This window comes from Litorivita pollutaquae (genome assembly GCF_003205515.1).
GTDB classification, from domain to species: domain Bacteria; phylum Pseudomonadota; class Alphaproteobacteria; order Rhodobacterales; family Rhodobacteraceae; genus Litorivita; species Litorivita pollutaquae.
On the sequence record NZ_KZ826489.1, the window covers coordinates 53,556 to 75,846 of the forward strand.

Sequence of the window (22,291 nt, forward strand, 5' to 3'; positions counted from 1 at the left end):
ATGTTTTCCGTGGGCGGCGACGGGATGGTAGAACCGCTGCGATGAAACCCAATTTTGCCCTTACGCTGTCATTTGACGGGATCGGACTGCTTCAGCGCAGTTTCCCCGGCTGGTTGCGCGTGGGCGAAACCGTGTCCTTGGAGAGACCCGATCTTGCAGATGCGCTGCGTGAGCTGCGTGATATGGCCGCCGCGCTGGGTGCGGAGCCGGCGGGCGACATCGCGTGCAAGCTGGTGCTGCCCAACGAGCAAATCCGCTATCAAACCATCCAGACCGGCGAGGTGCCCGGATTTCAACGGGCCAATTTGGCGCGCGATGCATTGGACGGGCAAACCCCCTATCCCGTCGATGAACTGGCTTTTGATTGGTCGGCCGAAGGCGAATTGACCCATATCGCCGCCGTGGCGCTTGAGACCTTGGAAGAGGCCGAAAGTTTCGCGCAGATGCATGGGTTTGCCCCCTTCAGTTTTGTCGCCACCGCACCTGCCAGCGCCTTCCTTGGCGAGCCGTTCTTTGGCACCCCTGCACGCGTGGCGGCTTTGCTTGATGACGGGGACACGGTTGTCCGGGACACCAACCCGATCCGCATCATCGGCACCGCCACGCCGCCGCCTCTTGCGCGCGCCGCCGAAGCCATGCCCCATGCCGACACGGCGCCCGCCCCACAGCCGGAGACCGCGCCGACCGCACAGCCATCTGCAAAGGCCGTCCACAGCCTCGACCCCGCGCGCGCCCCTGTCGATGACGTTCCCGTCACCGGAGCAACCACCGCACCAGATCCCGGCGCGCCAGTACAGGTCACGGAGACGCCGGATATAAATCCCTCCGCCGCCGACGCGCGGCAGAGTGCTGCGCCTACGGGCACCGACACCGGCAAAGCCGCAAAGCCGACCTTAACTTCCGAAGACATCCACAAAGAGGATCGGCGCACCGCCCCTGCCGTATCCTTTTCCACCGTACGGCACACAGACGACGGGCAAACACCCCGTGACAGCATTTCCGCCGCGCCGCGACTTTCAGGCGTCTCCCGAGACGTCAGCGGCACCACGGCCGCCTCGATCCCGATCCCCGCCTCGCAAACCGACACGCCGCGCCCGCAACGCGGGCCGTTGCATTTGTCTTTGCCGGAAGCAGCCGCCGCATCCCAAGACGGCAGCGCCACCGCCGAAGAGGGACGCACACCCGTACCCCCATTGGGCGACCCGCCGTCGGGTGCAGCCACCACTACGTCAGATCAGAGCCCTTCTGGCGGCAACGCCGCAAAGCATGACGGATCGGATACCACTCCCGCCGCCGAAAAGACGCGGGAAGACGCCGCCTTTGTGTCCCGCCGCGCCGCCGTGCCGCATCCGTTGCCTGCCACCGCCCCATCAGCGGCCCGCGCGCGCGCCTCTGCGCCTGCGCAAACCACCCCGGAAAAACCCCATAGGCGGCTGAGCATCGGCCTTGGCAGCACGGCGCTCGTCCCCGCTGATCCCGAGATTGCGGCGCGTGGCAAACCCAAACATCTTGGCTTGATACTCACTGCGGCGCTCTTGCTGTTTCTCGCTGCTGTCGCGGCATGGACCTCGCTGTTCATGGACGACAATGTTTCCGGGCTTCTGGGGCGCGATGCTGACATAGACCTTGCCGTTGCCCCCGAGGCCCTACCGCAAACTCCCCCCCCCGATCCGATCGAGGCCAAGGTGGCGCCGGAGCCTCAACCAGACAATGCGCCGCGCGAGGGGCAATTCCCCCCGCCCGCTCTGGACTTGGGAATCCCAGTGCAAATCCCGGTGCAAGAAGAGGCGCAGAGTGAGATGAGCGATGCACAGATCGACGATGCCTATGCCGCCACCGGCATCTGGCAACGCGCGCCTGTCGCAGGGCAATCCCCAATGCCCGACAGCATCGACACGCTTTACCATACATCCATTGACCCCAAAGTGCCGGTATTTGACGCGCTCGCCCTGCCAAGCCCCAAGGCCGCGCTCAGCGACGTGTTGCCGGGCAACCGCGCCTCTCCTGCGGCGGCAGGCACACGATTTGCCCTCGACGCGCGCGGATTTGTGCGCGCCACCCCCCAAGGGGCCCTAACCCCCGAAGGCGTATTGGTGCACGCGGGCAAACCCGCCTCGCAGCCCCCGCAATTGCCGCAACGTTTGACCCAAGCCCCCGCCCCGACCGAGGCCGAAACCGCGTCGATCATACGATTGGCCACGATCCGTCCGCACCTGCGCCCTGTCGATTTGATCGAGCAAAGCGAACGCAGCCAGCTTGGCGGGCGCAGCCGTTTGGAATTGGCCGCCTTCCGCCCGAAAATCCGCCCCGATCTGCCTGCGCAAAAAATCGAAGAAGAGCAAAACCAAACCCCGACCGAACAGGCGGTTCTGATCTCCAAACGCCCCGAGGAGCGCCCGCGCAGCATCGCCAAAATCGTCGCCCGCGCCGAAAAGCAAACCGCCGCCGTGCAAACCGCCGCCATGGTCGCGCCACGCACGGTCGCGCCGTCGATCCCCTCCTCCGCCTCGGTGGCGAAACAGGCCACGGTGCGCGGCGCGCTAAACCTGCGCAAAGTCAATTTGATTGGCGTTTCGGGCAAACCTGCGTCGCGCAGCGCCCTGGTACGGATGTCGAATGGCCGGATCAAGAAAGTCAAAGTCGGCGACCGCATCGACGGCGGCAAAGTCGTCGCCATTGGCGAACGCGAGTTACGATATTCGAAAAAAGGCCGTAACGTGGTTTTACAAATGCCCAAAGGCTAGATGGTTTTTCCGCCCCGCCTCTCTTATCACCACCGCACCGTCCAAAGGGTGTTGCCCCGCTCCGCTCTCGAACTCCCCGATACCCGCTCTCTTTATGCCAGGATAGAACAGTCAAATGTATTGCCCGAATGATCCCTTATGCCCCTGCACCCCCTTTGGCCGGATCACCGATCCGCGCCATGCTTTGCTGAGAGGCTGAGCGCGCGTGGAAGGGTTTTTATTTCAAGCCTCGATCTACCTTGCTGCCGCAGTGATCGCCGTGCCTTTGGCGGCGCGGCTCGGGTTGGGATCGGTTTTGGGCTATCTGGCCGCAGGCATTTTGATCGGGCCGGTGTTTGGATTGGTTGCGAGCGAAAGCGCGGATCTACAACATTTTGCCGAATTCGGCGTCGTGATGATGCTGTTTATTATTGGCTTGGAATTGGAGCCGCGGGCGCTTTGGAACATGCGGCACCGTTTGATCGGTCTGGGCGGATTGCAAATCCTTGCCACCATGGCGGTGATCACGGCCGGAGCCATGGCGCTTGGCCAACCGCCCAGCATTTCCGTGGCGATCGGAATGATTTTTGCGCTCTCCTCAACGGCGATCGTTTTGCAAACCCTGACGGAAAAAGGGTTGATGCAGACGGCGGGCGGGCGCTCTATCTTTTCTGTGCTCTTGACCCAGGATATCGCGGTCATCCCGATGCTGGCGCTGTTGCCGCTTCTGGCGCTGCCGAAGCTTGCCAATATCAACCCGGACGGCTCGATCAATCATCGCCTGACCGAAGAGGCGCATCATTCCATTTCACTGGTTCAAGGTCTGCCCGGTTGGCAGGTCACATTGGTCACGCTGGCCGCCGTGGCTCTGGTGATCCTTGCCGGTGTCTATCTGACCCGCCCGCTGTTCCGTTTCATCCATGCCGCGCGCCTGCGCGAAATGTACACCGCATTGGCGCTGTTGATCGTCGTCGGCATCGCCTTTTTGATGACCGCCGTTGGCCTGTCGCCGGCGCTTGGCACCTTCCTTGCCGGTGTGGTTCTGGCCAACAGCGAATTTCGACACGAGCTTGAAAGTGATATCGAGCCGTTCAAGGGATTGCTCTTGGGGCTGTTCTTCATCACCGTGGGTTCAAGTATTGATTTCAAAGTGCTTTTTGGCGATCCATTGACCATTGCCGGCCTCACCACCGCACTGATCTTGCTCAAAGGCGGCATTCTGTTTCCTCTGGGCCGCGCCTTTGGTCTGCGCGGGCGCAATCTGTGGCTTTTCACCCTCGGCCTTGCCCAAGCCGGCGAATTCGGTTTTGTGCTGATCTCGTTTTCAACCCAAACCAATGTGCTGCCCGACGAGATTGCCGAAACGCTTTTGTTGGTGATTGCCCTATCGATGTTGATCACGCCGCTGTTGTTCATCTTGCATGATATCCTCGCCAAACGGACGCAGGACGCCGCGCAGACCGAACAGGATGACGAGATTGACGAACAAGGGCCGGTGATCATCGCGGGCATCGGGCGCTTTGGGCAGATCGTCAACCGTTTGGTACAATCGAGCGGGTTCAAAACCGTGGTGATCGATAACGATATGAAGACCATCGAATTGATGCGCCGCTTTGGCATCAAAGGTTTTTTTGGCGATCCCACCCGCCCCGAATTGCTACATGCCGCAGGTTTGTCCAAGGCACGGGTTCTGGTTGCAGCGATGGACAATCCCGACTCCGTAACGAAATTGATCACCTATGCGCGCCGCGAACGCCCCGATTTGCATATCATCGCCCGCGCCCGTGACCGCAATCATGTTTACCAGCTGTATCAAGCCGGTGCCAATGATATCGTGCGCGAAACTTTCGACAGCAGTCTGCGCGCCGGACGCTATGTTCTGGAGAATGTCGGCCTGTCCGATTACGAAGCTTCGGAAGCCGAGAAAACCTTTTTCCACCATGACCGAATGACCGTGCGGGAATTGGCGAAACTGTGGGATCCCGACCTTCCCCCGGGGGACAACGCCGCCTATATCGCGCGCTCCAAAGAATTGGAGAAAGAACTGGAAACCGCGTTGATGACACAGATTTACGCCGCCCGTGACACAGGATCGACTACGGATTAGCCCCACAGCGCCGGCGGGCGCATTATCCTTCGGAAACGCCCGCTTCGGCAAAGGTCGCCATGCCCGAATGGCAGGCGACCGCGCCCTTGATGATCCCCATTGCCAATGCCGCGCCAGACCCTTCGCCCAAACGCATTCCCAACGCCAAAAGCGGGTCTTTTCCGATTTTGTTCAACACCTTGGAATGCCCCGGCTCGGCGCTGACATGGCCTGCAACACAATGATCCAAGGCGCCCGGCACCGCGTTTTCAAGACAAGCCGCCGCAGCGGAGCAGATGAACCCGTCCAAAATCACCGGAATGCGCAGCACCCGCGCCCGCGCAATCGCCCCCGCCATCGCCGCAATCTCGCGCCCGCCAAGGCAGCGCAGCGCCTCTAGACCAGACACCCCGGCATGGCGCGCCACACCCTCTGCAACGACTTGGGTTTTGATGTCCAACCCCGCATCATCCACACCGGTCCCGCGCCCGGTCCAATCGCCCGCTGCGCCGCCGAACAGGGCCATCGCGATCGCAGCCGCAGAGGTGGTATTGCCGATTCCCATCTCTCCGGTCACCAATAGGTCGGTGCCCGCCGCAACCGCCTCCCACCCGCAGCGCAGCGCCGCGATAACCTCGGCCTCATCCATCGCAGGGCTGGCCGTGAAATCCGCCGTGGGTCGGTCCAGATCAAGCGCGTGCACGTCCATCCGCGCGCCAAACACCTTGGACAATTGGTTCACCGCCGCGCCACCATGTTCGAAATTCGCCACCATCTGCATCGTGACCTCCGGCGGAAAGGCCGAAACGCCCCGCGCCGCGACACCGTGATTTCCCGCAAAAACAATCACCTGCGGCGATGTGATCGCGGGACGGCCCGTGCCGCGCCATGCGCCATACCAAATCGCCAAATCCTCCAGCCGCCCCAAGGCCCCCGGAGGTTTGGTCAGCTGTTCATTGCGGTCCCGTGCGGCTTGGCGCGCCGCGCCGTCCTCGGTCGGAGCCGCCGCCAATAACGTGGAAAATTCCTCAAGCGTATTGAAATCTAGGCTCATTTTCTTCCCCGATGTAGACATTGAGTGGACAGGACGTGCCCGCGTGTTTACCGCAGGAGCCGTGAAGAGCAAGAAAGGAATGCGCAGCAATGACACCCGCGCAGCACATCTCATGGATCCGCCGGCCTCTGGCCGAACTGGCCACCGGCTTTGCTTTGCTCACGCGGCTGCCGTATATCGCACGCCACGCCGATTTTTCCCGCGGCGCCGCCGCGATCTGGAGCTACCCTTTGGTCGGGTTCGGTATTGCATTGATTGCCGGTATGCTCGGGACGTTTGCCTTAGCCATCGGGCTTGCCGCGCCTTTGGCCGCGCTGGTTATTTTGCTCGCCTGCATCGTCACGACCGGCGCCATACATGAAGACGGATTGGCCGACAGCATCGATGGGCTGTGGGGCGGATGGGATCCCGCCCGCCGTCTTGCCATCATGCGCGACAGCCATATCGGCAGCTATGGTGTCATTGCTTTGGCCTTGTCCCTGGCCGCGCGGTGGGCGGCGCTATCGCTCATGCTGGAAGCCGATCTGGTCTTCGCCCCGCTGATCGCGGCGGCGGTTCTCTCCCGCGGGGCGATGCCGGTCTTGATGGCCAGCCAACCCCATGCGCGCCGCGACGGATTATCCCATGCCCAAGGCCGGGCATCGGGCGAACGTGCCGCCTTGGGCCTGCTTTTCGCCGTTGTCCTCGCCGTAGCCGCCGGCGGCGCATCTGCCCTGTTGCCCGCAGCAGTGATGCTGTTGATCTGGCGGCAGATCACCACTGCCAAAATCGGCGGGCAAACTGGCGACACCCTCGGAGCGGCGCAGCAAATCATTGAAATCACAACGCTCTTTGCATTCTGCGCGGCTCTTTAAAACCCGCATGCAAACGCAAAAAAGCCGCGCAGCCAATCGGTTGCGCGGCTTTTTTTTGTGGGTTTAATGCGGTGTTAGGCCGCGCGGGACAAAAGAACCTCGTCCACTTGCTTGGCCGCTGCAACCTCGTCGCCGCCACTGACGGCTGCCACTTCGCGGGTCAGCCGCTCCAAAGCCGCTTCATAAAGCTGGCGTTCGGAATAGCTTTGCTCACGCTGGTCATCATTGCGGTGCAAATCGCGCACCACTTCTGCAATCGCAATCAAATCACCCGAGTTGATCTTTTGCTCATATTCCTGCGCACGGCGCGACCACATGGCGCGTTTGACCTTGGCCTTGCCCTTCAACGTGGTCATGGCACGCGAAATCACATCGGGGCTCGACAGTTGACGCATGCCGATATCGGTTGCCTTATTGGTCGGCACCCGCAACGTCATTTTGTCTTTCTCAAAGGAGATGACAAACAACTCCAATTTGAGACCGGCGACTTCTTGCTCCTCGATCGACATGATCTGGCCCACACCATGCGCCGGATACACGATAAAATCGTTGGGGCGAAATTCGTTCTTCTTAGATTTGGTCATGCGGTTCTTCCTCGTAAACCACCTGTCACGGGCGACAAAAAGCTGGGCGTGGTCAAAGAGATGACCGCGTCCAGACGATTTTTATCACAATGTGATCCCGATCCGTAGTACAGCCCTAGCGGCGGGAAAGCAGGCAGATTTCATCATTTGTAACAGGAGTATATCACAAAATCCGCTTCTTCGGAAGCGGTTGCGTGTCTATTCACCTACCGGCCCCGAGAATCAGGGGAACAAACCCTTATGATTTGATCAAAACGTGCCGCTCACAGCACCACAGGCAACACTTGCTGTGCTGAAACGAATCAGCCGCCCTCGCCCGGGGCTTCGCTAAAGTACTTGTTCAATTTGTCCGCTTCGCCGTCACGTTCTGCGGCCTCCGGCATCTCGTCTTTCTTGGAGATGATCACCGGCCACAATTCGGAATACTTGCGGTTGAACTCGACCCATTTTTCCATGTCCGGTTCGGTATCAGGACGGATCGCATCGGCGGGGCATTCGGGTTCGCAAACACCACAATCAATGCATTCATCGGGATGGATCACCAGCATATTTTCACCCTCGTAGAAGCAATCTACAGGGCAAACCTCAACACAATCCGTGTATTTACAGGCAATGCAGTTGTCGAGCACGACATAGGTCATCTTCGTATTCCATCTTTTTACGCCCGCCCTAGCTAGTGCAGGTGCAGAAATCATTCAAGCGCAACGCGACAAATTAAGGTCGGTTGAGATCGATTTGCCTTCGATCCCGCTTGGTCGGGCGCCCGCCTCCCTCAAATCGCGGCGCAGGTGGAATAACCTCCTTTGGTTTTTCCGCCAAAGGCTCCAGATCGGCATAGAGCGCCTGCGCCTCGGAGGCCGGACCGCGCCGCGTGCCAAGGGCCAGAACCTTGATCACCCGAATCTCACGCCCCTGCGCAAAGGTCAGCACGTCGTCGCCGGTCACGGGTTGCGCCGGTTTGAGCACCTTTTGGCCGTTCAGCCGCAAGTGCCCCCCGGACACAACCTTGGCCGCGAGCGAACGGGTTTTGAAAAACCGCGCGTGCCACAGCCATTTGTCGACACGAATTTTACCAATATTCTCGGTCACCTTTGGCGCAAAGCTCACCTATTTCTTGGTCAGGCCCATAAGCGCCGCCGCAAAGGGATTATCCGGATCAATCCTGTCTTTCTTTGGCGGGCGCGCTTCAAAATTCTTGCTGCCTTTGTCGCCGCGATCCCCGCCCTTGGGCCCGCCTTTGCCACGCGGCTTGCCCTTGCCCTGCGGACGCCCCTTGCCTTGCGGTTTGCCGCGTGCTTGCCCGTCACCGCGACCGCCGGAGCGGTCCCCGCCACGCGCCCGGCCCCATGCAAATGTATAAAACACTTCCATTTCAGGCGTCTCGGCAGGCTCTGCCACGATCTCTTCCGAAGGCACCTCGGCCACGTCCGTCACCGGAGCAACAGGCGCCGCATCGACCGGAATCGCCTCGGCGGGCGCATCCTCTGCGGGGGCTTCTTCTGCGGGGGTATCACCCTGCGTTGCGGTTGCGGTGTCCGCGTCATCCGCCGGTGCCGCAGGCGCTTGTGCGACGGGTGCAGCCTTGACCTTTACCCGCTCGCCCTTCTCGGCGCGATAGCCAAGCCCTTGCATCAAATCCGCAAATTGCTCCAGCGTCATGCCGGTGATCGATAGCATATCGGCCTTGGCTTCAAACCCGCCACGGCTGTCCTCGCCGCGCAGCATATCGGCCAGACGTTCCAACATATCGATGCGGATCGCCCGCGCCCCGGAGGCACGATATCCCGACATCAAATGATAGCCATCCGGCGTGCCTTCGCCCGTTGGCACGGTGACCAACCCGGGAGGAGGCGCCTCAGGAAACTCTTGCAAGCCTTTGGAAAGCGACCACAAAACCAACCGCAACCGCGTCGGGGCAGGTTTCAACAAAAGCGGCATGAAGATCGTGAATTGACCGAAACGCACGCCATGTTTGCGCAATGCGCCGCGCGCCTCTTGGTCCAACGCCTTGACGTCATCCGCGACCTGCGCACGTGGCAAAAGGCCAAAACCCTCGACCAGTTGAAAGGCAAATCCGCGCGCCAACCCCGACAGGGCCTCGTCGCGCGACATGTTCAAAAGCGGTTCAAACAGGGTCGCAATTTTGCGATCGATAAAATGCTGCAAACGGCGGGTGACCTTTTGCGCCACGTCGTCGCCGGCTTCTTCATCGACAAAAGCTTTGACCTGCGGTTTGAGCGCATCCGCCCCCGCAACCAATTTACCCACGGCGTTGTTGCCCCACATAAGGCCGCCCTGCTCGGTAAAATCGATCTCGGTATCGGGCGCATTATAGAACCGGTCCGCCCGCAGGTGGAACTCCGGCGTCAATGCGGCCATCGCGGCGGCGGCCAATGTTTTGGCCTCTTCCGCTGTGGCGGTTTTGTCCTGCTGGAAGCGGAACCCTTCGAGACGCCCGACGAATTGTCCTTCGACGGTCACGTCACCTTCTTTGCTTACTTCGGCCAACATGGCTTCCTTCTGTTTGAGCCGGCGCAGGAGCACGCTTGTGCGCCGGTCCACAAATCTTTGCGTCAAACGCTCGTGCAGCGCATCCGACAAGGCGTCTTCTACAGCGCGCGTCGCCCCGCGCCAATGGCTTTCGTCATTTACCCATCCCTTGCGCTGCGCGACATAGGTCCAAGTGCGAATATAGGCCAATCTTTTTGAAACTGTGTCGATATCGCCATCCATACGGTCGATTCGCTTGATTTGCCGCGCCAGCCAATCATCGGGGATGCTGCCTTTTTCGTGCAAGAACCCATAAATGGCCTCCAACAGGCTTGTGTGTTCGGCATGGCTGATTCCACGAAAATCAGGAATACGGCAGACATCCCAAAGCAAGCGCACGGATGCCCCGTCCGACGCCCGCGCCCGTGTTTCCGCGTCACCACTAAGGGTTTTCAGCGCCATAAGGTCATCGGCCTCCCGCGCCTTGATGAGCCATTCATCCTGCGGCGCCACCTCAAGAGAGGCGATCAAGGCCTCAGGCGTGCCCATTTGCAGGTCCGTATTGCGCCAGTTCAATTTCTTGATCGGGGTGAACCGGTGATCCATGATCGCCTGCGCCGTGCCCTCGTCCAATGGGCGCGCTTCGCCGGTGACGCCGAATGTGCCGTGCGACATGCCGCGCCCTGCGCGCCCCGCGATTTGCGCCAACTCATTGGGCGCCAAAGGCCGCATCCGCCGCCCGTCAAATTTCGTCGTCGAGGAAAACGCCACGTGATTGATGTCTAAATTCAACCCCATGCCAATGGCATCGGTTGCCACCAAAAAATCCACATCGCCGTTTTGGTAAAGCTCCACCTGCGCGTTACGGGTGCGGGGGCTGAGCGCGCCCATAACCACCGCAGCGCCGCCTTTCTGGCGCTTGAGCAATTCCGCAATCGCATAGATATTATCAATCGAAAACCCGACAATCGCACTTCTCGATGGCATTCTACTTATCTTTTTCGAACCTCCGTAGGATAATTCGCTCATACGCTGTCGCTGCACGAATTCAGCTTCGGGAACCAATTCCGCAATCGCGCCGCGCATGGTGTCGGACCCCATAAACAGCGTCTCATGGGTGCCGCGCGCCTGTAACAATCGTTCGGTAAACACATGGCCGCGTTCGGGGTCGGCACAAAGTTGGATCTCGTCCACTGCGAGGAAATCCGTGCCCATGGCCGGCGGCATCGCCTCGACGGTGCAAACCCAATATTTCGTGCGCGGCGGCACGATCCGCTCCTCGCCCGTCACCAATGCCACCACCGACGGCCCGCGCAGGGCGACGATTTTGTCATAGACCTCGCGCGCCAAAAGCCGCAGCGGCAGGCCGATCACGCCGCTGTTGTATCCCAGCATCCGTTCGATGGCATAATGGGTTTTGCCGGTGTTCGTCGGGCCCAGAACGGCGATCACCCGCCGGTTCATCCCGCTTTGCGTGCTGCTATAGGATGTCACGTCTGGCTCTTTCTCGGTGATGGAGGGGCAAAATACGGGCGAGAGAGGGAGCGGTTAGAGCGTCTCGCCCTCATGACGCGCCAGCCGCCCCAAAGCCTCGGTCACCTGTTCATGCGCGGGATAAAGCGCGGCGGCAAGCGTATAAGCCTGCAATGCCTGCGCCGGGCGCTGCAATTGTTCGAATATCGCGCCCAACCCGATCATCGCTTCGAAATGGCGCGGTTCAAGGTTCAATGCGCGTCCCAAATCATGCAAAGCCAATCCATATCTGTCCTGCCGGTAAAGCACCATCGCGCGCATGTGCCAGCCTTCGGCAAACTGCGGCGCGTGATCGGTCAACGCGGTAAGATGTTCGTAAGCCAAAGAAAGCTCGCCCCGCTCCAACGCATCGCGGCCGCGTTTGAGCAGTAAATCCATCACCGGCGATCCCGATTTCGACCATTCAAGCGCGATCTCGCTGGCGATCCGCTTTGCCGCGCCGCCCTCGGCCTGCTTCAGTTCCGACAAAAGCCGCTCAACCCGCGCCGAGTTGCCCGGCTGCGCCGCACTTACCGGCAAATCTGCACCCTCCTGCGCCCGCAAAAACGGACCAGATAGGGAAAACATGACTATGGCGACACTTGTCGCCACGATAGGTTTGAAATTGAATCGATCCACGCCCATAATTTCATTCTATCGCCAGCGCGTAGGGATTGTCAGCCCCGCATGGCAAGAAGCAAACCAGAAAGGCGCAAATATGAGCGATGTTATCACGGCGGCTGTGGCCGCACTTTCCGAGAAAATGCGCGGATCCGATTTTGACGGTTCGGCGAAATTCATCATTGAAGGCGAAGGATCGGTTGTCGTCGACGGATCGGGCGCGCGCGCCTCGGACGACGAAGCCGACGTCACATTAACCGCTGACGTGGACACGTTCCAAGATATGATGGAAGGAAATCTTAACCCCACAAGCGCCTTCATGAGTGGCAAACTCAGCATCGACGGCGACATGTCCAAAGCGATGGCTTTGGCATCGACCCTCAGCTAAACATACAGGTAAGACATGGAAAACGCTCCCTTTTACGATGAACTGGCCGAAGGGCCCGCAGGCGCAAGAGCCTATTGGACGACAGCATCGGACGGGGTGCGAATTCGGGTTGCGGTTTGGCCCAAGACCGGTGCCAAAGGCACGGTTTTGTTGTTTCCTGGACGGACGGAATATGCCGAAAAATACGGGCGCGCGGCGGGTGACCTTGCCGCGCGCGGCTATGCAATGGTTGCGATCGACTGGCGTGGTCAGGGATTGGCCGACCGGATCACCGACAATCCGATGACCGGCCATATCGACGATTTTGCCGATTATCAAAAGGACGTGAAGGCCGCTCTTGCTGCCGCACGCGCTCTCGATCTGCCCGAACCCTTCTTCTTGATCGGGCATTCCATGGGTGGCTGCATCGGTCTACGCGCCGTCTACGACGGCCTGCCGGTCGCCGCAGCGGCATTTTCCGCCCCCATGTGGGGCATCCGGATCAACGGTTTTTTACGCCCCGTCGCCTGGAGCTTATCCTGGAGCGGTGCGATGTTGGGCATGGGGCATCTTTTTACCCCTGGAACCAAACCTGACAGCTACGTTCTTGTTGAAGGTTTCGAGGACAACAAATTAACCAAGGACCGTGACATGTTCGATTACATGGTGCGCCAAACCCAATCGGTCGAGCGCTTCGGCCTTGGCGGTCCGTCGCTCAAATGGCTTTACGAGGGCTTGGTGGAAACCGCGCGCTTGATGCAAGCCCCCGCCCCGGATCTGCCTTGTGTGACCTTTTTGGGCGCGGATGAACGCATCGTCGATACCAACCGCGTTGCGGCGCGGATGGACGACTGGCCCAAGGGCCGGCTTGATATTATTCCGAAGGCTGAACACGAAATTATGATGGAAGTGCCACAGACCCGCGCACGGTTCTTTGATGGCGTGGCGGCTTTGTTCGACGCGCAGCTCTCACCAGCGCAAGCGGCGATGTAAACCGCGCTATGCGTCCCGCATCACCTTCTGGCGCTGCTCGCCCAAACCGGCAATGCGCAGCGCCATTTCGTCACCTTCTTGTAAGAACCGGGGCGGTTTCATCCCCATGCCCACACCGGGCGGCGTTCCTGTGGCAATCACATCGCCAGGCTCAAGCCGCATCATTTCGCTCAGGTGCACGAGAATCTGCGTCACGGTAAAGATCATCGCCGACGAATTGCCACGCTGCGCCGCCGCGCCGTTGAGGTCCAACTCCATTGCCAAATTCTGTGGATCGCCCGCTTCGTCCGGCGTCACCAACCATGGGCCAACCGGACCGAATGTGTCGCAACTTTTGCCCTTGGTCCATTGCCCTCCGCGTTCGGTTTGGAATGCGCGTTCGGACAGATCATTGACAATCGTATAGCCCGCGACACAATCCAACGCATTGTCTTCATTTAGATATTTTGCCTCCTGCCCGATCACCACACCCAATTCGACCTCCCAATCGGATTTCTGCGATCCACGCGGCAACAGCACCGGATCGTTCGGACCGTTCAAGGCCGAGGTCGCCTTCATAAACACGATCGGTTCTTCCGGTTCTTCCATGCCCGCTTCGGCAGCGTGGTCGGAGTAATTGAGGCCGATGCAGATGATCTTTCCGATCCGCCCGACCGGCACGCCGAGCCGCGGGTTGCCCGCCACACACGGCAGGCGTTCGGGGTCAATCCGAGGCAAATCCGCCAAGACCGCGCCGCTGAGATCATCGATCTCCTCAGACAAATCGCGCAGTCCTCCCTCTGCATCCAACACGCCGGGTTTTTCGGCGCCCACCGCACCATATCGTACAAACCGCATAACACTCCTCCTGCGTTGCGCCCTCTGGTGCCGGCTTCATCACCGCCCCAATCGACGCCCCTATCTTGCCGATCCGCTTCGCGCCCGCAAGCCATTGCCCGCCACATCACCGGTCCCCGGAGCCATTAACCGCGCCCCGCCCCTTGAGAGCGCCCAATGGAGCGCGTATGTCTGACCAACCAATAAAAGGACGTTCCCATGTTTCAGCTTCCCTCTTCGTTTTGCGACCAGCCCCGCGATCTTTTGCGTGACGCCCATGCCGGCGGGGGAAAGGACAATTTCGGGAAGCTGCCGGAATGGGATTTAAGTGACCTCTACAGCGGTGAAGACGCGCCGGAATTGGCCCGTGATCTCGAATGGTTCGAGGCGGAGACGCAAAAATTTGCCGCCGATTTCGAGGGCAAACTAGCCGGTCTAGATGCCGCCGGTTTCCTCGCGTCTATCGAGCGGTCCGAGAAAATGGACGCCATCGCCGGACGTATCATGTCTTTTGCCGGTCTGCGCTATTACCAAAACACCGTCGATGCGGACCGCGCCAAATTCATGTCCGACATGCAAGAGCGGATCATCAATGCCTCTTCCGCCTTGGTGTTTTACTGGCTTGAAGTGAACGAGGTATCGTCCGAAACCTATGAAGCATGGATGAAGGACAGCGAGGGCCTGCGCCGCTATCGCCCCGTTCTGGACCGCCGCCGCGCCATGCGCCCCTATCAATTGTCCGACGAGATGGAACGGTTCTTGCACGATCTCGGCGTCGTCGGGGATGCCTGGGAAAAGTTGTTTGATGAAACGATTGCCGGATTGGAATTTGATGTCGCGGGCGAAGGCGACACGCTTAACATCGAAGGCACGCTGAACCTTCTGACCGATCCCGACCGCAGCCGCCGCGAAGCCGCCAGCCACGAATTGGCCCGCGTCTTTGGCGAGAACATCAAAACCTTTGCCCGCGTCCACAACACCCAAGCCAAGGAAAAGGAAATTTACGACCGTTGGCGCAACATGCCTTCGGCGCAATTTTCCCGCCACCTGTCCAACGATGTGGAACCCGAGGTGGTCGAGGCCCTGCGCGATGCGGTGGTCAACGCCTACCCGCGCCTGTCGCACCGCTATTACAAGCTCAAAGCCAAATGGCTCGGCCTCGAAACCATGCAGGTTTGGGATCGCAACGCGCCCCTGCCGATCGAGGACACGCGCACCGTTGATTGGCCCACCGCCGAGAAAATCGTGATGGAGGCTTACGGCGCCTTTGATCCGCGCATGGCCGAAATCGCCGCGCCGTTCTTTTCCAAAGGCTGGATCGATGCGGGGGTTAAACCGGGCAAAGCACCGGGCGCCTTTGCCCATCCGACCGTGACAGATGTGCACCCCTATGTGATGCTCAACTATTTGGGAAAACCCCGCGATGTCATGACCTTGGCGCATGAATTGGGCCACGGCGTGCATCAGGTTCTTGCCGCCGAGCAGGGCGAAATGCTCTCTTCGACGCCTCTGACTTTGGCGGAAACCGCATCGGTCTTTGGTGAAATGCTGACGTTCCGCAAAATGCTCGACGGGGCGAAAACCCCTGCAGAGCGCAAGGTGATGCTTGCCGGTAAGGTCGAGGATATGATCAACACCGTGGTGCGCCAGATCGCGTTTTATGATTTCGAATGCAAGCTGCATGCCGCACGCCGGACGGGCGAATTAACCCCCGAGGACATCAACGCATTGTGGATGTCGGTGCAGGCCGAAAGCCTTGGCCCTGTGTTTGAATTCATGGAGGGGTATGAGACGTTTTGGGCCTATATCCCGCATTTCATCCACTCGCCCTTCTATGTCTATGCCTATGCCTTTGGCGACGGCCTCGTGAACGCGCTTTATGCGGTCTACCAAGACAGCCCCGAGGGTTTTGAAGAGAAATATTTCGACATGCTCAAGGCGGGCGGCTCGAAGCACCACAAGGAACTGCTTGCCCCCTTCGGACTTGATGCCACCGATCCGGCTTTCTGGAACAAGGGTTTGGCAATGATCGAAGGGTTCATTGATGAATTGGAAGCGATGGAAGGCTAAGGCGCGCCCTGCCTCGGGCGGGGGCCACGGGCTGCGCGCCCGTCTCGCCCGCATGTTGGTGCGGGTGCGGCGCAACGTGCCGGCGGGTTTGCGGCTTGTGCTTGGCGGGTTGCTCATCGCTGGGGGAATATTGGGGTTCTTGCCGGTTTTGGGGTTTTGGATGGTCCCGCTGGGCATCGGCATTGCGGCACTAGATATCAAACCGCTTTGGGCACGGATATCGGGGCGCGACTGACCAGCCGCGCCAAGCTCATGCTTTGCCTGCGCCCCCTCGCCCGTGGCAAGGGCACCCTTCGACATCACGCAACCTATAGCCAGACCGGTTGTTTTGCTCTCTACTCCTCCCCAGACCTTTAGGGAGGATACGGATATGACATGGCTCAAACGGCTCGGGGTTTTGGTTCTGGCACTGATCGTCGTCGGCGCCATCGGGTTTTTCGGGTTTCTGGCCGATTACGTTGGCAACAAATCCAACAATGTCATCGATCATGATCCCTATCCCGTCTCAGACAGCGCGCGCGCCTTGCACGACACGCTTTTTGTCGGGGACTGGCATGCCGATAGCCTTTTGTGGGACCGCGACCTCAACACGGTCGGCTATGGTCAGGTCGATTTTCCACGCCTGCGCCAAGGCGGCGTCGCACTACAGGTATTCACCGCCGTAACCAAAAGCCCTGCGGGCCTGAACTATGAGGAAAATTCAGCAGAAGCGTTTGACAACATTACGCTTTTATCCTTCGGCCAATTGCGCCCGATCAAAACCTGGACCTCGCTTTTGGCCCGCGCCGAGGATCAAGCCATGCGCCTGCATGCCTTTCGCGACGCCGACCCCAGCCGCATTAGAATCATCAAATCCGAGGCAGATCTGGACGCGCTGATCGCCGCCCGCGCCTCTGACCGCGATGTGATCGGCGCGCTTTTGGGCGTCGAAGGCGGGCACCCCTTGGAAGGCAGAATCGAAAATCTCGCCCGCCTTGAAGAGGCCGGGTATCGCTTGATCGGATTGCAACATTTCTTTGACAATGCTCTGGGCGGATCGCTGCATGGCACTAGCAACGCCGGACTGACCGCATTCGGCGAAACCGTGGTCGATGAAGTGGTGCGGCGCGGGCTGATCCTTGATCTGGCCCATTCCAGCCAACAGGTCATCATCGATGTGCTCGCGCGCACCGATATCCCGCTCGTGGTGTCTCATACCGGGTTGCATTCGCATTGCGAGGTCAAACGCAACATCCCCGACGCCCTGCTCAAAGAGGTCGCGGCGCGTGGCGGGGTCATCGGCATGGGCTATTGGGCCGAGGTGGCCTGTGGCGAGATCACCCCCGAAGGCATCGCCAAAATGATTGTCGCGGCGGTGGCAGCGGTGGGCGAAGATGCGGTGTCCTTGGGTTCTGATTATGACGGGTCGGTCGAAACGGCCTTTGACACGTCAGAATTGCCCGCCCTCACCCATGCCTTGCTCGAGGCCGGTCTCAGCCCGGCGCAAATCGCGAAAGTCATGGGTGAAAATATGCAACGGGTGATCCGCGCACGGCTGAATTAATCTTGCGGCAGCCAAACAGCAGGGGACGCCGTGCGCGCTGTTGCGGTCAATCCCTTCACCTTGAAACCTTGGCCCTGAGATCAATCGATTTCGGTCCAGGGCCAGGGTTTGACCCGACTGTCGGCGGTCATATAGCGCACCGCCTTGGCCATCCAAACGCCAAGATCCGTGCCGAAACGGGCAAGATTCTCATTCGGCTCGCCCTTGTTCAACGCCATCAGGACCAATTGCACGATCGTCGCCACTGCCAAAATTGTTTGTGACACGCTCATCATCAATGCGATCAGGATCACATAGACGATCCGGACAAGCATCCCCTCGGGCGCGTCGGGTTCGAACTGTTCGCCGTGCAACCGGCCCTCTACTTTCTCGTCATCATTCATATCCATGGCCCCCAAAAGAAAAACGCATCGGGCGCGACTGTGCCGCCCGATGCGTTTGTTTTCAAGCGCCACAATCGCGGCGCGATGCCACTGGCAGGTTTAAGCGCTTTCGATCATGCCTTTTTCATCGGCCAATTCGCGCATCCGCAGTTGCAGCTTTTCAAAGGCGCGCACCTCAATCTGGCGGATACGTTCGCGGCTGACATTATAGACCACGCTCAATTCCTCGAGCGTCATCGGCGTATCCTGCAATCGCCGCTTGGTCAGGATGTCCTGCTCGCGCTCGTTCAATACGTCCATCGATTGCGCAAGCAACGCACGGCGGGTTTCGAGCTCGTCTTTTTCGGCGTAATCGCCGGCCTGATCGGCATCTTCATCTTCGAGCCAATCCTGCCATTGCATCGTGCCCTCACCTTCGGAGCCGACCGTCGCGTTCAAGGACGCATCCCCGCCCGACATCCGCCGGTTCATCGAGATCACTTCGGTTTCCGTCACGCCCAATTCGGTCGCAATTCTGGTGACATTCTCGGGGCGCAAATCGCCCTCTTCAAATGCGCCGATTTTGGCCTTGGCCTTGCGCAGATTGAAGAACAGCTTTTTCTGTCCCGAGGTGGTGCCCATTTTCACAAGGCTCCATGAGCGCAGGATAAATTCTTGGATGCTGGCGCGGATCCACCACATGGCATAGGTCGACAACCGGAAGCCTTTTTCCGGGTCAAACCGTTTGACCGCCTGCATCAAACCGACATTGGCCTCCGAGATCACTTCGGCTTGCGGCAATCCGTAGCCGCGATAGCCCATAGCGATCTTCGCCGCCAAACGCAGGTGCGATGTGACCATTTTATGCGCGGCCGCCGTGTCTTGTTCCTCGACCCAACGCTTGGCCAGCATGTATTCTTCTTCCGGCTCCAAGAGCGGGAATTTGCGGATTTCTTGCATATAGCGGTTCAAACCGCCTTCCGGCGTTGGTGCCGGCAGATTTGCATAGTTACTCAAGGTGTGTCCCCCTATCTGGGGCCCTTATGTTAAAGGGCGTAACATTGAATTAAGCACTGAACAGCGCAGTTTCAAGGCGCTGAGGATTGATTGTTTAACGAATGTATACCGTGCTTCCGTCGCTGCTGCGCGGCATTTCCGCGGTTTTCACGCGTTTGTGCACGGCAGAAACATGGAAAATTTAACGAGGCGCGTTGAGACCGCCTATTTTGCTGGCAAACGCAGCTCATCCATCAACTGCGCCATATCTTGCGGCAATGCCGCCTCGAAGCGCATCATCTCGCCGCTGACAGGATGCTCAAATCCCAAAACCGCCGCATGCAACGCCTGGCGCGCAAAGCTTGAAATCGCATCCACTGCGGTTTGCGCCAATGCGCCCTTGGGCAGCTTGCGCTTGCTGCCATAGGTCGGATCGCCGATCAAACTATGCCCTGCATGGGCCATATGCACACGGATCTGATGGGTGCGCCCTGTTTCCAGCCAGCATTCAACCAACGTCGCCACCACCGGCGCACCAAAGGTTTCGACAATCCGCGCGCGGGTCACGGCGTGCCGCCCGCCGGTGAAGAACACCGCCTGCTTTTGCCGGTCATGTTTGTGCCGCGCCAATTGCGTGGTGATCCGCATGATATTGCCGCTCTCGAAGCTGACACCGCGCACCCCGCGCAACCGCGGATCATTGGCATCGGGCGTGCCATACACCACCGCCAGATAATAGCGCTCGACGGTGTGTTTTTCGAATTGCTTGGCCAACCCGTGATGGGCGCGGTCGGATTTGGCGACAACCAAAAGCCCGCTGGTTTCCTTGTCGATCCGGTGCACGATGCCGGGGCGTTTTTCGCCCCCCACACCGGACAAATCATCACCGCAATGATGCAACAGCGCATTGACCAATGTGCCCGACGGCGTGCCGGGGGCCGGATGCACCACCATCCCCGCCGGTTTGTTGATCACAATCAAATCGTCATCCTCGAACACCACATCAAGCGGGATATCCTCGGGTCCGATATGGCTGTCTTCGGCCACGGGCACGGTGATATCGATAATATCACCCTCCACGACTTTGGCCTTGGGATCGGTCGTCACTACGCCGTTGAGCGTGACGTCCCCCGCCGCAATCAACCGCGCCAGCCGTGTGCGCGACAACGACGCCTCCACTGGCACATCGCGCGAAAGCGCCTTATCAAGGCGGGGCGCAGGGTCTGCGCTAATACGAACGGAAAGGCGCGTGTTGCCCATGAGTGATGATCCTCAACCGGAATTGCCGGCCAACTTGCGGTTTCTGCGCCTCTTGGTGACGGTCCTGACAGGCACAATGATAGCGGGGCTTCTAATCATCATCGCGTTGATTGTCATCCGTTTCTCGTCCGAGCCACGCGCGGCGATGCCACCTTTACCTGAAACCATCGCTCTGCCTGATGGCGCCCAGCCGACGGCATTTACACGCGGAAATGATTGGGTGGCCGTGGTCACGCAAGACAACCGCATTTTGATTTTTGACGCCGCCACCGGCGATCTGCGCCAAACCGTGCACATCACCACACCATAGCGCCGCCAGATGGCAACTCAAATTATCGGCGGGGGGTAATGGTACCACCTCCTGGTCTCGAACCAGGGACCTCTTGATCCACAATCAAGCGCTCTAACCTACTGAGCTAAGGCGGCACTGGGGCGGATTTAGCGGCTGTGCCAAGCAAATGCAAGACTGATCTGCGCGAAAAAATGCCACAAAGCCCTGCAAATCCCATCACACTTGGAAAAATCGACCTGCGGTTCAAAGACTTGCAAATCACCCCCCCTCGGAGTAGCTCAATGAACTCAAAAAGGAGATGGCCCATGGGGATCAACAGCGAAGTCGACGTCGAAGCGAATCTGCAAATCGGGCCAACGGATCACGGCATGGTCCGTATTTACATCGAATCTCAAGGTGTTGAAATTCCGATGGATTTTACTCCTGAAGAGGCCGAAGAGATCGCCGAGGAAATTCGCGCTGCGGCAGGCACGGCACGGAATATCAAATAAATCCCTGCCCCGTCTTGCCGTCAGGGACGCGGATCACGCATCCGGTGCAACCGACGCGCCGCATCGCGGGCGAATTTCAAACTGAGAGATTTGCGCCGTGCGGGCGGCAGCTTTCCCTCTGGCCCCATGCGTATAATCTCCGCACCATAAGCATCCGCAAGGATCAATCCGGTATCATCGGGTAATACTTCGACGGGGAAAACCGCATCCACCGCCCAAAAAAAGCGGTCGCACCACGGCAAGTAGCCCTCCCATTTCGAATCCGATTGGAAATCCGCCAGAGAGGATTTGCACTCGACCACCCAAATCTCGCCCTTTGGACCCATTGCCATAACATCCACGCGGCGGCCGCGTTCGGGCACGAATTCTTCGACCGAGACGAAATCATAGCTGAGCAGATGGCGGCTTACCCCACGCGCCAACAGCTGTCCGGGCTGTAAAAACTCTGTCATGGATTTATCTTGGACGACGCCCGAAAAATAGCAAGCCCCGCGCGCACGCGGTTTTTCGACGTCATCTGCAGTGTGCCCCTTGCCGGATGCCGATGCGAGGACTACATCAAGAGGCGGCGGGTTCTGCCCTTCTCGTTATTGGATGCATTCCGGTGGCCTTAAGCAATTCCGAGGGAGCTGGCTCTGTTTTGGCCCTGGCCTCTTTATCTGGCGCCCACCTGTACATACAGGTCCTCGGGAATGAGATATCCGGACGGTTGCGTTTGCGGGCCCGCCACTTCACCACACCATCGCCCAAGCACACGAACGCCTGCGATGCGCGAATGTTTGGGCAATCGTGATCGGGCACCACTGTTCGGGCGCCCGTAAAAGAACCGCTCACTGACGTTTTTGGAACCTGTCGCCGGAACGTGCCGGCGCTTGCGCCCGTACCATCGCCGGTTCGAGCGTTGCAACCGGTTGGCGTTTACCGCCGCGCGGCCCGGTATCATCGTCCTTAAGGCGCATCACTGCAATGGCGAATTGCACCCCGGCAAAGACAATCCCATTCGACACCCAAAGCACCAGCACCGCCAAAATACCTGAAGGGCTATGAGAAACCAAATGCCACAGGTTGGCGATATTGAACCACAAGAGCATCGACACGAAAGCCGCCGAAATGGCGAAACCGATGGCACAATGGGTGATGTATAGACGGATAAGTTTGGGCATTTTAGCGCTCCAAA

The 22,291-nt window shown here is 59.3% G+C and carries 22 protein-coding genes and 1 tRNA gene; 10 read left to right on the forward strand and 13 right to left on the reverse strand.

Annotated features, from left to right (window positions below; translation table 11 throughout):
• Window positions 1-41 precede the first annotated feature (41 nt).
• The gene (locus tag DI396_RS13660) at window positions 42-2,744 is read left to right on the forward strand and encodes a hypothetical protein (protein WP_110796763.1); all 2,703 of its coding nucleotides are present in this window, start codon (window positions 42-44) and stop codon (window positions 2,742-2,744) included.
• 205 nt (window positions 2,745-2,949) lie between these two features.
• Entirely contained in the window at window positions 2,950-4,830 is a 1,881-nt protein-coding gene (locus tag DI396_RS13665; protein WP_110796764.1) for a monovalent cation:proton antiporter-2 (CPA2) family protein, read from the forward strand.
• 22 nt (window positions 4,831-4,852) lie between these two features.
• Here the strand turns inward: DI396_RS13665 and cobT are convergent, their stop codons facing one another.
• Entirely contained in the window at window positions 4,853-5,863 is a 1,011-nt protein-coding gene (gene cobT / locus DI396_RS13670; RefSeq protein ID WP_110796765.1) for a nicotinate-nucleotide--dimethylbenzimidazole phosphoribosyltransferase, read from the reverse strand.
• An 89-nt stretch (window positions 5,864-5,952) separates the two neighbouring features.
• Between cobT and cobS the strand changes: the two genes are divergently transcribed.
• On the forward strand, window positions 5,953-6,717 hold the full coding sequence (cobS, locus tag DI396_RS13675) for an adenosylcobinamide-GDP ribazoletransferase (RefSeq protein WP_110796766.1): 765 nt from the start codon (window positions 5,953-5,955) through the stop codon (window positions 6,715-6,717).
• Between the two features lie 74 nt (window positions 6,718-6,791).
• Here the strand turns inward: cobS and DI396_RS13680 are convergent, their stop codons facing one another.
• From DI396_RS13680 to DI396_RS13700, 5 genes are all read right to left on the reverse strand, one after another.
• Window positions 6,792-7,301: a CarD family transcriptional regulator gene (locus DI396_RS13680; protein ID WP_110796767.1), complete on the reverse strand. Its 510-nt coding sequence runs from the start codon at window positions 7,299-7,301 to the stop codon at window positions 6,792-6,794.
• Window positions 7,302-7,603: 302 nt separating this feature from the next.
• Window positions 7,604-7,942: a ferredoxin FdxA gene (gene fdxA, locus DI396_RS13685; RefSeq protein WP_110796768.1), complete on the reverse strand. Its 339-nt coding sequence runs from the start codon at window positions 7,940-7,942 to the stop codon at window positions 7,604-7,606.
• 73 nt (window positions 7,943-8,015) lie between these two features.
• On the reverse strand, window positions 8,016-8,408 hold the full coding sequence (locus tag DI396_RS13690) for an RNA-binding S4 domain-containing protein (protein ID WP_235851878.1): 393 nt from the start codon (window positions 8,406-8,408) through the stop codon (window positions 8,016-8,018).
• A complete protein-coding gene (locus DI396_RS13695; RefSeq protein WP_110796769.1) occupies window positions 8,409-11,255 on the reverse strand; it encodes a helicase-related protein in 2,847 nt (948 codons plus the stop codon).
• Window positions 11,256-11,339: 84 nt separating this feature from the next.
• A complete protein-coding gene (locus tag DI396_RS13700) occupies window positions 11,340-11,948 on the reverse strand; it encodes a tetratricopeptide repeat protein (protein ID WP_110796770.1) in 609 nt (202 codons plus the stop codon).
• 73 nt (window positions 11,949-12,021) lie between these two features.
• Here DI396_RS13700 and DI396_RS13705 point away from each other — a divergent pair, with 73 nt between their 5' ends.
• Both DI396_RS13705 and DI396_RS13710 read left to right on the forward strand, forming a co-directional pair.
• Window positions 12,022-12,312 (forward strand): SCP2 sterol-binding domain-containing protein, encoded by a 291-nt coding sequence (locus DI396_RS13705; protein WP_110796771.1) that lies wholly within the window; start codon window positions 12,022-12,024, stop codon window positions 12,310-12,312.
• A gap of 15 nt (window positions 12,313-12,327) precedes the next feature.
• Complete coding sequence (locus tag DI396_RS13710; RefSeq protein WP_110796772.1) at window positions 12,328-13,284, forward strand: alpha/beta hydrolase; 957 nt, start codon at window positions 12,328-12,330, stop codon at window positions 13,282-13,284.
• A 6-nt stretch (window positions 13,285-13,290) separates the two neighbouring features.
• Here DI396_RS13710 and DI396_RS13715 read toward each other — a convergent pair whose 3' ends face one another.
• Window positions 13,291-14,121 (reverse strand): fumarylacetoacetate hydrolase family protein, encoded by an 831-nt coding sequence (locus tag DI396_RS13715; protein WP_110796773.1) that lies wholly within the window; start codon window positions 14,119-14,121, stop codon window positions 13,291-13,293.
• Window positions 14,122-14,319: 198 nt separating this feature from the next.
• Here DI396_RS13715 and DI396_RS13720 point away from each other — a divergent pair, with 198 nt between their 5' ends.
• The 3 genes from DI396_RS13720 to DI396_RS13730 all read left to right on the forward strand — a co-directional run bounded on the left by DI396_RS13720 (window position 14,320) and on the right by DI396_RS13730 (window position 17,713).
• Window positions 14,320-16,170, forward strand: coding sequence for a M3 family oligoendopeptidase (locus tag DI396_RS13720; protein ID WP_110796774.1), 1,851 nt, complete (start codon window positions 14,320-14,322; stop codon window positions 16,168-16,170).
• Window positions 16,145-16,405 (forward strand): hypothetical protein, encoded by a 261-nt coding sequence (locus DI396_RS13725; RefSeq protein WP_235851879.1) that lies wholly within the window; start codon window positions 16,145-16,147, stop codon window positions 16,403-16,405. Before DI396_RS13720 ends, DI396_RS13725 begins: the two co-directional genes overlap by 26 nt.
• 135 nt (window positions 16,406-16,540) lie before the next feature.
• Window positions 16,541-17,713: a dipeptidase gene (locus tag DI396_RS13730; RefSeq protein ID WP_110796775.1), complete on the forward strand. Its 1,173-nt coding sequence runs from the start codon at window positions 16,541-16,543 to the stop codon at window positions 17,711-17,713.
• 80 nt (window positions 17,714-17,793) lie between these two features.
• On the opposite strand, the gene DI396_RS13735 is transcribed toward DI396_RS13730, so the two are convergent.
• The 3 genes from DI396_RS13735 to DI396_RS13745 form a co-directional block, all read right to left on the reverse strand.
• A complete protein-coding gene (locus tag DI396_RS13735) occupies window positions 17,794-18,102 on the reverse strand; it encodes a DUF4389 domain-containing protein (protein WP_328588348.1) in 309 nt (102 codons plus the stop codon).
• 93 nt (window positions 18,103-18,195) lie between these two features.
• Window positions 18,196-19,092, reverse strand: a complete 897-nt coding sequence (rpoH, locus tag DI396_RS13740; RefSeq protein WP_110796776.1) for an RNA polymerase sigma factor RpoH — start codon at window positions 19,090-19,092, stop codon at window positions 18,196-18,198.
• A gap of 204 nt (window positions 19,093-19,296) precedes the next feature.
• Entirely contained in the window at window positions 19,297-20,331 is a 1,035-nt protein-coding gene (locus DI396_RS13745) for an RluA family pseudouridine synthase (protein WP_110796777.1), read from the reverse strand.
• On the opposite strand from DI396_RS13745, the gene DI396_RS13750 reads away from it, so the two are divergent.
• The gene (locus DI396_RS13750) at window positions 20,330-20,641 is read left to right on the forward strand and encodes a DUF6476 family protein (RefSeq protein WP_110796778.1); all 312 of its coding nucleotides are present in this window, start codon (window positions 20,330-20,332) and stop codon (window positions 20,639-20,641) included. The genes DI396_RS13745 and DI396_RS13750 overlap by 2 nt on opposite strands.
• A 39-nt stretch (window positions 20,642-20,680) precedes the next feature.
• Here the strand turns inward: DI396_RS13750 and DI396_RS13755 are convergent.
• Window positions 20,681-20,757, reverse strand: a tRNA-His gene (locus DI396_RS13755).
• A 171-nt stretch (window positions 20,758-20,928) separates the two neighbouring features.
• Between DI396_RS13755 and DI396_RS13760 the strand changes: the two genes are divergently transcribed.
• Window positions 20,929-21,114: a DUF6324 family protein gene (locus tag DI396_RS13760; protein WP_110796779.1), complete on the forward strand. Its 186-nt coding sequence runs from the start codon at window positions 20,929-20,931 to the stop codon at window positions 21,112-21,114.
• Between the two features lie 20 nt (window positions 21,115-21,134).
• Here the strand turns inward: DI396_RS13760 and DI396_RS13765 are convergent, their stop codons facing one another.
• On the reverse strand, window positions 21,135-21,566 hold the full coding sequence (locus tag DI396_RS13765; RefSeq protein WP_110796780.1) for an MmcB family DNA repair protein: 432 nt from the start codon (window positions 21,564-21,566) through the stop codon (window positions 21,135-21,137).
• A gap of 378 nt (window positions 21,567-21,944) precedes the next feature.
• Window positions 21,945-22,277 (reverse strand): hypothetical protein, encoded by a 333-nt coding sequence (locus tag DI396_RS13770; protein ID WP_110796781.1) that lies wholly within the window; start codon window positions 22,275-22,277, stop codon window positions 21,945-21,947.
• Between the last annotated feature and the right edge of the window lie 14 nt (window positions 22,278-22,291).